The sequence below is a fragment of the Paenibacillus sp. NPDC058898 genome, assembly GCF_049316025.1.
Taxonomy (GTDB): domain Bacteria; phylum Bacillota; class Bacilli; order Paenibacillales; family Paenibacillaceae; genus Paenibacillus_AQ.
The window spans coordinates 1-12,024 of the sequence record NZ_JBMOSM010000007.1 but is presented as its reverse complement, the minus strand read 5'-3'; the positions used below and the strand labels follow the sequence as shown (position 1 = coordinate 12,024).

Here is a 12,024-nt window from a genome sequence, read left to right as displayed (position 1 = left end):
CGCTGTCGCTTGTCCGGAATCGATTCGTCCTCTCCGCTACGCCGTGCAGATTGCTTACCTTTATCTGACACACTTTCTGTTTATGAGAGTCGTACGTCAAGCAACTAAATCTACTTTTGGGACGGCCCCTTCATTCATCATCACGCTGGCTTAAGTTTCGGCCCGAAATGTTTTGCCTAACGGATTGCCAAGGCCATAATAATGCCGAAAATTATAGATTAGCGGACTCCATTTGGCGGGATCAATGTGATGTTCATTCAAGATGATATTGTTATGGGCGTGTACATGGATCGCCTGTGTTTCGACCATGGCAAACATGGAAGAATAGTCGGGAATCCGAATGTTTTTCACGGTAGCCTCGATTTGAATGGGACACTCCATAATGCGAGTTGGCTTTACGGTGACAGAATCCGCAGGCGTTAACCCACATACCGCATATTTATCTTTTTCATATGTAAAACCGTTCTTTGCCTTATCATCAGGAACTGGATATTTTCCGGTATGAGGGGCTAACTGCTCAACATTTTCCCATATGGAAGGGTCGGGAATGTTGATGACACATTCAGGATGCCTTTCCAAGTTCTCAATCGCTTTACCCCCGAGTCCGATTCCTAAAATAATGTATTCCCCGAGCGCCCATGAAGAGGATATGGGACTAATATTTACGGTATCATCTTCATTTAGCGTATTGAGTAAAATAACCGGAGTTCCATAGTAAAGAATTTTCGGTTTAATGATGTCCGTGCCGATCATGCCAGTAATTTCCTTCATAAAAAGATTCCTCCCAAATGATCTGTTCTATCCAAAATCATTGTAAAATAGAAAAGATTCGATGCTCATCGAAATGTGGATTACATGAGGAGGGATGTAGATGTATGCGAATCCAAATGCAGCCTTGGTAGCATCACTCGTTAGTGAGGCATCGAGAGCGGCCATATTAACCGTCTTATTGGATGGGCGCTATCACCCGGCAAGCGAGCTGGCGTACATGGCAAAAATCAAACCGCAAACGGCCAGCTTCCATTTATCGAAAATGGTAGCGGCGAATCTGGTCACCGTCGAACAACAGGGAAGACATCGTTATTACGGAATACAGGATCAAGAGGTTGCCCAGGTCATGGAGACACTTCTATCCATAACGCCTCCTGTCGAAATAAGATCATTAAACCAAGCCTCGGAGACTGAAGCCATACGTCAGGCCAGGACTTGCTACGATCATCTTGCGGGGAATTTGGGAATCCAATTGACGAATTCGCTGCTCAGCGCCGGGGTCATATCCGAAGTGGAAGATCAATATATGGTTACAGAAAAAGGGGAGAACTTCTTCAAGGAATTTCAGATTGATCTGAGTCGTGTTAAGCGCCAACGCCGCTCTTTCACACATCGATGCCTGGATTGGAGTGAAAGACGCCATCACCTGGCCGGAGCATTGGGCCATGCCCTGCTCGAAAGATTACTCGAGTTACATTGGATACAACGCGTTCCAAGAACAAGAGCCATACAAATTACGCCTGAAGGCAAAGAGGGGTTAAAAGAAACATTCCATATTGATATGGAGTAGGAACGGGGTTTAGGTATAGGACTAATGGTGCAGATCGACGATGCAGATACATTTATGGATGCAGAAATATGGATGCAAAAAAATAAAAAGGACTGCCCTCACCTCATCGGAAGATGAAGGGGACAGTCCTTGAATTAGAGATTAGCGCAGTGTTTTCAATGCTCCGCTCCATGCAAGCACTTGGTCAAGCATGCCATTCAGGTTGACGAGATGAAGATCAGCTGGTTTGAACACAGAGCCATTCTCGAAATCAGTGAATAACGAAAGTGCTGGGTGTACACGGACATCCGCTACGGACAATTCACCCAGAATTCCACGCAGATGTTCGGCAGCACGAGCGCCGCCAACAGAACCATAACTTACGATACCTGCAGCTTTATTGTTCCATGGCTCACGAGCAAAATCGAGTGCATTTTTCAAAGAGGCAGAAATACTGTGGTTGTATTCTTGTACGATGAATACAAAGCCGTCAAGAGTATTCAGCTTATTGTTCCAAGCGGTTGCTTGCTCTGTAGCATCAGCCTCGCCCAAAAGCGGAAGCTTGTAATCAGCGATGTCAACGATTTCGTAGTTTGCATCTCCGCGCTCATCGGCGATACGCTTAACCCATTCACCTACTTGTGGGCTCAAACGGCCTTGACGTGTGCTGCCTAAAATGATACCGATATTCAATTTGGACATTGTTGTTACCTCCTGATTATTTTGAATTTATTTTTATCTCGATGTGTTTGTTATTTTGCATGAGCTAATCATAATCTCAGGGGGTTAACTTTGTCAAGTAGCTTACAAAAAGTTTGTGGGGTATATTGAGTTTTTTTGTATCCAAAGTACGGTTGGATCTGTGCCTGACTCTGACGGTATTTTGTATCCCTAGAGGCAGCAGCAATGTTATACTGATCTTAATGCCCTGGAACAAAATTTCTGTGTCAAGAAAAATGGTAATTCAACAGCAAAAGTACATATAAAGATTGGTGAGGTGAAGCAAGTATGGAACTTAGACAATTAAGGTCCGACGAGTTTGAGATCAGCACAAAATTATCCGAATATGCCTTTCAATATACACTGACACCGGAGCAGCGAGAGTCCAATCAAAAGCATTTTGAACCTGAACGCTTCTGGGGGATTTTTGACGGAGAAGAGCTGCAAGCGAAACTGACCATCATCCCGCTGCAAGTTTATATGCATGGAAACCTTTTCGATATGGGCGGTATTGCCGGTGTGGCAACCTGGCCCGAGAACCGCAGACAGGGGCATGTATCCACCTTGCTCAAGCATGCATTGCAAGAGATGAAGGGCAAAGGCCAGACCCTTTCCTTCCTGCATCCGTTTTCGATCCCGTTCTATCGTAAATTTGGCTGGGAACTTTACGCGGAATTTAAAAAGTACATCATTCCGGTATCTAAATTCCCACGTAAGGTGGAAGTGCCTGGCCGCATTGTAAGAGGCGTAACCGATATTCCAACACTGGACGGCATGTATCAAGCCTATGCCAGCCGTTATAACGGTACGCTTGTGCGGGATGACACTTGGTGGACAAGATTCGTGCTGCAGGGGGACAGTCACAGCGTTGTTTATTATTCAGCTGAGGGCAAACCGACGGGCTACGCGTTATATGAGCTCAAAGACAAAGATCTCGTGTGCGACGAATTTGTATACCTGAATGAAGAAGCCCGAAGCGCACTCTGGACCTTTTTTGGAAACCATGATTCCAGGATTGAGCAGGTTACGATGACGATGGTGCGTGGAGATGATCAGCTGCCATTTATGCTGCCGGATCCACGCGTTACCCAGGAAGTGGTCCCATACTTCATGGCCCGCATCGTCGATTTGAAATCCTTTGTGGAGCAGTACACTTTTGAAGAGCATCGGGAAGCCGTGATGACTATCGAGGTGGAAGATTCCGCTGCGCCTTGGAATGCAGGCCGATGGAGTCTGTCGGTTAATCAAGAGGGGAAAGCGGAGCTGTCGGAGCTTCCGTCCGATCATGGGGAGCAGGCTGATTTGTCGACCGATATTCAGACGTTGTCGGCGCTGTTTGCGGGATACAAAAGACCACGGGAGCTGCATGCCATTCACCGGCTATCCGGAAATCCCAAGGCTGTAACACAATTGGAGTCGATGATTCCCGTCGGTCAAACCTACCTCATGGATTTCTTTTGAGAAAGGGAGAAGACTTGGTGATTCGCAGACTTTTGCCTGAAGAGCTGGGGAGCCTCTTGGATACGATCAACAGGGAACAGCATTTCTTATATTATTCCTACCTTACGTGTCGGAAGAATCAGACCGTTCATTATGGGCAGTTCTCAGAACATGGAGAGCTGCTGGGTGTTACGGCTTTTCTGAAAGGGTTGCCTTTCTATGCCTTTTCGGTGTATCCTCTTCAGACATCATTTCGATTTCAGTCCGTGCTGTCCCGAATGAAACGAGATCTGGAATTACCCGATGGGGAACTAGGGAGCTTTATCGTGAGTGAGGATGAATGGGAGGTTCTTAATCTTGAGACTGATGTGATGAAACCTTCCGCAGGCATCCTACTCATGAAGCATCGGCACCTTGAAGATATGCCGTCAGGAGATGACGAGGTGTTTCGTTTAGACCCTTCATACTATGATATGATCGAGTCGAAAATGGTGGAATTCAATACGATAGCTTTTGCAAAGGAAGAGCTTCAAAACCCCTTCTATGGGGTTGTTCAGGATCAGGAGCTCATCGCTGTCGGCGGATTCCATATCTATAGCGATGATTATGTTGAGCTTGGGAATATTGGCACGGATGCTGCGTGGAGAAGACAGGGGTACGGCAAAAAGGTATGCGCTGAATTGACCCGTAAGGGGCGTGCAATCACTCCCCATGTGTATCTGAATGTGCTGGAGAAGAACGTAAACGCGATCCGGTTATATCAGTCCCTGGGATATGTTACGGTGTGCAAACAGTACATCGTTGAATTCGCTTTGTAGTTAGAAGCAAGGAAAAGAAGCCTGACCAATCAGGCTTCTTTCGTATGATTAGGTCAACCAGAAACAGCTGGTTGGCCTTATTTTGTAGTTGCTTTAAATGGTCGATATCCGGTATAACGAGGGGCTTCTAGCGGAACCGACCCGAAACAAAACTGTTTTCCCACTACCGATTCAAGGGGGCGTTACAACCTGTTTTTTGAAACGACGCACCGTGTGCTTGCGGGTAGCCTAAGGGGCGAAACGGAATCAGAAAATCTGGAGAAGAGACAGGAAGGCCTCATGCAAAATCAAAGTGGGATAACCTATATAAGATCATTCCAGAACCTCCCTTTTAGAATAAACATAAAGCCTCCCGTCATCTCCATATTCCGCGTAAGCGATCTCCTCCAAGGAGTCATAACCTTGTTCCCGGGCTTTCGATTTGATCTCGCTATGATCAATGGGTCTGCCCAGCATCGATTCCTCGAGCAGCTTTCCCTTGTCGATGACCGTTACCGTAAAGGTGTCCGCCTTGGCTTTCATGCCCATATCCTGGGCCGTAGGCGGCTCGTACTCGGGTTTGCGCATGACGGACAGCGATCCGTCCGTTTCCAGAATGGCGTATTTGACTTCAGTTAACGAGAAAATGCTTTGTCGTCTCAGTATGGATAACAGTTGTTTATATTCCATATCGTATTTGTTCAGCAATTTTTGGTTGAGCTTTCCGTTGTCGATCAGAAGGACCGCCCGGCCTTCCGTTAAATATCCGAACTTAACAAAGCGGGTGGTTGCCTTCTCGAAGAGGTAAGACATCGTCGTCCAGAGCGCAAGAGCGAATAACAAATGATATATGGTTACCTTATCATCGTAGAGGCTTGCCCCGACAATTTCACTCAGAATTAAGGAAGACAAGAAATCTAGCGGTGTAAGCTGGCTGATGGTTTTTCTCCCCGTAACAAAAGTGATTATCCATAACCCAAAAAAGCTGATGACCAGTTTAACCCCTAAATCCATATACATGTCCATGGGTCAGCCTCCTTGAATGGCAATATAATATGCTAAGATATTAAACGTGTTGGCTTCAAGCAGAAACAAGGGAGATTTAACCGTTTACTTCGAGGGTGGTGGTCAGACCCGGAAACCAAATTACGATACTCCATCCGCGATCGCCTTAAAACCTTACTTTTTACGTTAACCCCTTGAAAGTGACGCGACGTCATCTTGTAAGATGTATTTTGTGATAGAAAATTACGATCTATGTCATAAATACATACAGAGGGAGATGGACGGAATGAATAAGGGAGATGTCATTATTTACGCTTGCGTCATCATCGGGGCGGGTATTGGTTTAGCGCTGGGAAGTGCGTTTCCAGGAGTTCTGGTCGGTTTAGGTGTTGGATATCTGATTAAAATATCTATGAACAATGAAGAAAAGTGATCATGGTAGAGATGCTGACATGGGATGTATTGAGAGACTGAAAGTTATCCATATTACATGGATCTGTCAGTCAGATTCTGTTTGACAATTAGAAAAAACTGACTTATAGTACTTTACTATCAGCAACCATCAAAGACATGATTCTTGAAACGACCTGCCCAGAGAGGGAAGCGATTGGTGAAAGCTTCCTCCGTGCTTGCTTCTTGAATTACCCCTTTGTAGCTGTGTTTTTGAACCCTGATCGGTCATTTGACTATCGAGATATGGAACTAGAAAACACCGAGTCATCCCCGTTATCGGATGTCTGAATGAGGATCGAAAAGAGCACGCTGGCCGTATGAGCGAATGCAACTTTCGATCAAATTAGGGTGGAACCACGAGCTGAACGCACTCGTCCCTTAGGGATCGAGTGCTTTTTTGCGTTCAAACAAAATTTGATGGAGGGATAACAATGTCAAATGTAGTAACGCTGCCGGACGGAAGCCAAAAGGAGTATCCCGCACAAACGACGATGAGCCGCATCGCGGAATCCATTCATTCAGGTCTAAAGAAACAGGCTGTTGCAGCCAAAGTGAATGGGAAACTCGTGGATTTGGATTATGAGCTGTGTCAAGATGCGGAAGTAAGTATTATAACGCTGGATTCAGAGGATGGACTATACGTGTATCGGCACAGCGCGGCTCATCTGATGACCCAGGCCGTTAAACGGATCTATGGCAGGAAGTCCGTCCATTTTGGGGTAGGACCGGTCATTGAGGATGGTTTTTATTACGATATGGATCTGGGGCATTCGATTACAACCGATGATTTGATTGCCATTGAGCGAGAAATGCAGAAGATCGTTCAGGAAGACCTGCCGATTATTCGCAGGGAGGTTGGTCGTCAGGAGGCCGAACGTATTTTCAAAGATGACCCATACAAGATGGAGCTGATCCGTGAATTGCCGGCGGACGAGGTCATTTCGGTGTATGAGCAGGGGGAATTCATTGATTTGTGCAGGGGGCCGCATCTTCCTTCAACGGGCAGAATCAAGGCATTCAAATTAATGAGTGTGGCGGGTGCTTATTGGCGAGGGAACTCGGACAATAAAATGCTGCAACGAATATACGGAACGGCGTTTCCAAAGAAGTCGCAGCTCGAGGAGCATCTATTGCTGCTGGAAGAGGCCAAGAAACGGGATCATCGGAAGCTGGGAAAAGAGCTCGGGCTCTTTATGTTCTCAGAGGAAGCGCCCGGCATGCCTTTCTTTTTGCCAAACGGGATGATCATCCGCAATGAGCTGGAGCAATTTGCAAGAGAACTTCAATTCCATAGCGATTATGATGAAGTGCGCACGCCGCTGATGATGAACAAGCGGCTGTGGGAAATGTCCGGTCATTGGGATCATTACAAAGACAATATGTATTTCACACAAGTGGACGAGACGGAGTATGCGCTGAAGCCGATGAACTGTCCAGGGCATATGTTAGTCTACAAAAATTCGCTGCACTCCTACAGAGAGCTGCCCATTCGTATTTCCGAATTTGGTCAGGTGCACCGCCATGAATTCTCAGGCGCGCTTAACGGCATGATGCGGGTGCGCACGTTTTGTCAGGATGATGCGCATATTTTTGTAAGACCAGATCAGATCCAGGAAGAAATCAAGCAGGTTATTAATTTTATCAGCCAGGTTTATCAAATTTTTGGCTTTGATTATACAATCGAGTTATCGACAAGACCTGAAGATTCTATGGGCTCTGAAGAATTGTGGGAGCAGGCGGAGTCATCGCTCCAGCAGGTGTTGGATCAACTAGGGCTGCCGTACCGAATTAATGAAGGGGATGGCGCGTTTTATGGACCAAAAATCGATTTTCATATCTTGGATTCCTTAAAGCGAAGCTGGCAATGCGGTACCATCCAACTGGATTTTCAATTCCCTGAAAAATTCGATCTTTCGTATATCGGAGAGGATAACCAGAAGCATCGGCCGGTTGTTATTCACCGGGCGGTATTTGGATCCATCGAGCGATTTATCGGGATTCTTACAGAGCATTACGGTGGGGCTTTCCCGATGTGGCTCTCTCCCGTACAGGTTATGATCATTCCGGTGTCAGATCACTATATCGATTACTCGTTAAAGGTGAAGAAACGTCTGGAGAATGCTGGAATTCGGGTGAATGTCGATGTAAGAAATGAAAAGCTGGGTTATAAAATCCGTGAAGCGGGTCTGTTGAAAACGCCTTACACGCTGGTTCTTGGCGAGAAGGAAATGAACTCCGATCACGTATCGGTCCGTAAACGGGGCGAGGGCGAACTTGGTGAGAGTGCCCTAGATGATGTGATCGCAAGGCTTCGGAAAGAGATCGAGTCCAGAGGATATGAATCCTAAGATCAAACCCTGTTTCTAATTTCTGTTGAATGACAATAGGTTGTCTTCAAGAGGCTTGGGGCGTACAATGCAGCTAACGCAAGATTACAGGGATAAGAAGGTGTCACCATTGACTTTAAATATCGTGAATGCCGAGGTTCATAGCCTTTTTGATCAGTTCACAGATCTCGTTCAGGGATCTTCCCAGTTTAGCGAATGGCAGGAGCATATCTCCGTACCACCAGCGGTGGGACAGGGAAGCATCAGGAGGACACGGATTCGTTCAGGCATGGAGATCGTAGTGACGGATATTACCTTCACACAAGATATGAAGCTTCACATTCAGGAAGCATGCCAGCTGTTTGAGTTAAGCTACTGTTTGAACGGCGAAATTTATTGTGAGTGGAATGGAAGGGAAAGCTTCACGGAGAAGATGACAGGCAACGTTCTCTTTTTTGAGGATGAGCTGGTATATGAAGAGAAGAAGGCTGGCATTAGGCAGCATATGCTTGAGATTCGTTTGTCCCCCCAAGAGCTGCTTCATTATGCTGGAGACATCACCGAGAAACACAGGATGGAATCATGGCTGCATCGGCATAAAGGGCAAATCAACGAATATCCGAACACGCCTGCTATCCATAAATGCGTATCGGATATGATGAACTGCAGTTATAACGGTACGATGAAACGGTTGTACATGGAGAGCAAGGCGATGGAGCTCATCGCATTGTTTGCGGAGGTTGAAGGACATGAGACGGTGGGCGGCAACCGTTTTCTAAGCCGTGACGATCTGTCCAAGTTGGAGCAAGCCAGACAATTAGTCATCCATCATTTTGAACAGCCGCTATCGATTCAACAGTTAGCAAGAAAAGTTGGACTGAATGAATTCAAATTGAAAAAGGGGTTCCGCGAACGATTCGGCATCACGATTTTCGAACTTGTGCGCAAGCAAAGAATGGAGAAGGCCATCTGGTACATGGAAACGGAAGGCTATAATGTCGGAGAAACGGCCGTATCTGTCGGCTACAGCAATGCCAGCAATTTCGCGACTACCTTCCGCAAGTATTATGGCTGTAATCCGGGAGAATATCTGAAAGCTATAGGTCACAGCCGTACGTCAAGCCCTTAAAATAAATACGAAGAAGAAAAAGGATTCTAAACATGTTTGTCATGTTTGGAGTCCTTTTTTTGTAGATCCTGACTCCCTCTACAAGGAAAGAAAATACCTTGGCAGGTAGATCAAAAGGCCATCATCGATGATAATGATTATCAATTGGTTGAATTGATACGCCAAGTCTATGAAATCGATAGTGATCTTTATGCGAATCCGCTCAATGGGAGGGTGGCATTTGCTTTAAAATGCGGACGCAGCTCATGAAAATGGAAGAGAGGGAAACTCATGAATAAAATCGCTATAACGGATATGACAGCACAACAGGTAGTCCAGCCAGCTGATCCACGCCGCTGGGTCGCTCTTATTCTGATCCTGCTTCCGACTCTTCTGATCTCTCTGAACAATTATATGATGCAGGTTGCACTTCCTAATATGCAAGACAGCCTGCACGCCAGTTTTGCCGAGGCACAGCTTATTTTCTCAGGGTATTCATTAGGTCTTGCTGTGGCCTTGATCTTGGGCGGAAGGCTGGGTGACATGTATGGCAGAAAACGAATGCTGCGCATTGGGGTTTTGGGTTTTACGGTGATGAGTGTTTTCGGGGGATTCGTTTCAAGTCCACTTCTACTCATTAACGTGCGCGTCATCCAGGGGTTATCGGCGGCGATGATTCAACCACAGGTCCTATCCATAATCCAGCGAACCTTTCCTCCGAGCGAAAAAGGGTTGGTTTTTGCAATCTACGGAGCGGTGATCGGGACAGGATTCACGCTTGGTTTAATCCTTGGCGGAGTTTTGGTGGATTGGAACTGGTTTGGGCTTGGCTGGCGATTGGTATTTTGGTTTAATGTGCCTTTTGGCCTCCTTGTGATTACAGGCCTGCCGATCGTCCCTGAGTCCCGAGGACCCGGAAAGCAAAGCATTGATTGGATTGGGACATTGCTGCTCATGTTCGGGTTATTCTTGCTGATTTATCCACTCACGGTGGGGCAAAAACAGGGATGGCCATCATGGACATGGGGATGCGTACTGTTATCGATTCTGATTCTCCTTGCCTTTATTGTTTTGCAGAAACGGAAGGGAAAGGAGCAGGATACACCGCCGCTCATGGATCTTTCCATTTTTCGAATACGTTCTTTTCGTCGGGGAGTCTTCACGGAGATGATGATTTACCTCAGCATGTTCTCATTTTTCTTCATATTGAATTACTTTCTGCAAACAGGATTGCATTTCAATCTGAAGACAACAAGCTTGGTCTTTCTGCCCCTGGGTTTGGGATTGTTTGTTACCTCGTTGCTGTCATCCCGGATGGTCAATCGATGGGGGAACACTGTATTAAGGTCAGGCGCGCTAATTATGGGCATTAGCATACTCCTGCTTGTAGTATCACTGAATATGGATCCCAATCATTTGTTTCATATCCATAATATCCTTATTCTATCGTTGTATGGAATAGGTCTGGGTATGGCGACAACGCCGCTTGCGAATATGATTCTTAGCAGTGTACCAGCGGCATCAGCAGGAACAGGCTCGGGTTTGTTCACCACCATGATGTATCTGGCTAATGTATTTGGCGTTGCATTTATAAGCATTTTGTTCACTCACTCGCTTGGGCTGTCCCTCTCAGATGCAAGCCTGGCGGATTATGTAAGAGCCTTCTCGATCACTGCTGGAGCTAGTGGATTATTAGCTTTCATGGCTTCTATTTGCTTAGGTTTAAAGCGCTACCGGGTTGAGAGAACCTAGATGATTTTCATCACCATACATGGCCTCAGGGCATGGTATAATTTGGATGCCCCTGTTAAGTGGGTGGAGCATGTAGATGATGAAGGAGAGGGTACCGTTGCAAACGTACCAGAGCAAAGAAGCTTTAATCACTGAAATTCAAAAAACGTACAAGCTTTTTGACCAAGAATTTGATGATGTTCCAGAGGATAAAAGGAATCTGCGTATAGGCGAAGTGGACAGAACACCCCAAGAGATGATCGCCTATCAGCTCGGATGGCTAACGCTGGTGATGAGCTGGGAGAAGGATGAACTTGCGGGTAAAGAAGTTACGACGCCAACCCCTGACTATAAATGGAATCAATTGGGGGCGTTGTATCAGCAATTCTATCATACGTATGGTGCACATTCTTTGGAAGAATTACGTTCGTTGTTGAAGCAGAGGATAGAAGAATGGTGTGAATGGATCAACCAACTGAGTGAGGAAGAGTTATTTCATTCGGGTGTTCGCAAGTGGACGGTAACCAGTGCCAACTGGCCGATGTGGAAATGGCTGCATATCAATTCCGTCGCACCGTTCAAAAGCTTCAGAACCAAAATCAGAAAGTGGAAGAAGTACGACGGTTAGACTATATCGCTCGGCAGACATGAGAGGTCGTCCCATTTAGATCTAGTTGCTTGATGTACGGCTCTCATAAACAGAAAGTGTGTCAAATAAAGCTATGGCGGTGCTCAGGATGTTATTCCCACACCGCTATAGTTTCTGTTTGATCAGATCGAGTTGGTCCATGGTTTATTGAATGTACAAAAGAAACCGTTCCTTTCGTAAATGGTTTGGGTAGCACCTCCATTTTACCAAAGAACGGTTTCTCTGCGTCTAAAAAAGTAAGCAATCTGCACGGC

General features: G+C 46.1%; 11 protein-coding genes. 8 read left to right on the top strand and 3 right to left on the bottom strand.

Annotated features, from left to right (window positions below):
- Positions 1-150: 150 nt before the first annotated feature.
- Positions 151-771 (bottom strand): flavin reductase family protein, encoded by a 621-nt coding sequence (locus ACOZB4_RS19140; RefSeq protein WP_379405132.1) that lies wholly within the window; start codon positions 769-771, stop codon positions 151-153.
- Positions 772-871: 100 nt separating this feature from the next.
- Between ACOZB4_RS19140 and ACOZB4_RS19135 the strand changes: the two genes are divergently transcribed.
- A complete protein-coding gene (locus ACOZB4_RS19135) occupies positions 872-1,561 on the top strand; it encodes an ArsR/SmtB family transcription factor (RefSeq protein ID WP_379405133.1) in 690 nt (229 codons plus the stop codon).
- 141 nt (positions 1,562-1,702) lie between these two features.
- Here the strand turns inward: ACOZB4_RS19135 and ACOZB4_RS19130 are convergent, their stop codons facing one another.
- A complete protein-coding gene (locus tag ACOZB4_RS19130; protein WP_379405135.1) occupies positions 1,703-2,242 on the bottom strand; it encodes an NADPH-dependent FMN reductase in 540 nt (179 codons plus the stop codon).
- Positions 2,243-2,548: 306 nt separating this feature from the next.
- Here ACOZB4_RS19130 and ACOZB4_RS19125 point away from each other — a divergent pair, with 306 nt between their 5' ends.
- Together ACOZB4_RS19125 and ACOZB4_RS19120 are read left to right on the top strand one after the other, a co-directional pair.
- Complete coding sequence (locus tag ACOZB4_RS19125; protein WP_379405137.1) at positions 2,549-3,721, top strand: GNAT family N-acetyltransferase; 1,173 nt, start codon at positions 2,549-2,551, stop codon at positions 3,719-3,721.
- 17 nt (positions 3,722-3,738) lie between these two features.
- Positions 3,739-4,518 carry a GNAT family N-acetyltransferase gene (locus ACOZB4_RS19120; RefSeq protein WP_379405139.1) on the top strand — a complete coding sequence of 260 codons (780 nt, stop codon included), beginning with the start codon at positions 3,739-3,741 and terminating at the stop codon, positions 4,516-4,518.
- 312 nt (positions 4,519-4,830) lie between these two features.
- Here ACOZB4_RS19120 and ACOZB4_RS19115 read toward each other — a convergent pair whose 3' ends face one another.
- Complete coding sequence (locus tag ACOZB4_RS19115; protein WP_379405141.1) at positions 4,831-5,523, bottom strand: YetF domain-containing protein; 693 nt, start codon at positions 5,521-5,523, stop codon at positions 4,831-4,833.
- Between the two features lie 265 nt (positions 5,524-5,788).
- Between ACOZB4_RS19115 and ACOZB4_RS19110 the strand changes: the two genes are divergently transcribed.
- The 5 genes from ACOZB4_RS19110 (at position 5,789) to ACOZB4_RS19090 (ending at position 11,749) form a co-directional block, all read left to right on the top strand.
- On the top strand, positions 5,789-5,935 hold the full coding sequence (locus tag ACOZB4_RS19110) for a hypothetical protein (protein ID WP_179090733.1): 147 nt from the start codon (positions 5,789-5,791) through the stop codon (positions 5,933-5,935).
- Between the two features lie 451 nt (positions 5,936-6,386).
- Complete coding sequence (gene thrS, locus ACOZB4_RS19105; protein ID WP_379405143.1) at positions 6,387-8,303, top strand: threonine--tRNA ligase; 1,917 nt, start codon at positions 6,387-6,389, stop codon at positions 8,301-8,303.
- Positions 8,304-8,370: 67 nt separating this feature from the next.
- Positions 8,371-9,411 carry a helix-turn-helix transcriptional regulator gene (locus tag ACOZB4_RS19100; RefSeq protein ID WP_379405144.1) on the top strand — a complete coding sequence of 347 codons (1,041 nt, stop codon included), beginning with the start codon at positions 8,371-8,373 and terminating at the stop codon, positions 9,409-9,411.
- Positions 9,412-9,681: 270 nt separating this feature from the next.
- Positions 9,682-11,142, top strand: coding sequence for an MFS transporter (locus ACOZB4_RS19095; RefSeq protein ID WP_379405146.1), 1,461 nt, complete (start codon positions 9,682-9,684; stop codon positions 11,140-11,142).
- A gap of 76 nt (positions 11,143-11,218) precedes the next feature.
- Entirely contained in the window at positions 11,219-11,749 is a 531-nt protein-coding gene (locus tag ACOZB4_RS19090; RefSeq protein WP_379405148.1) for a ClbS/DfsB family four-helix bundle protein, read from the top strand.
- Positions 11,750-12,024: the final 275 nt, after the last annotated feature.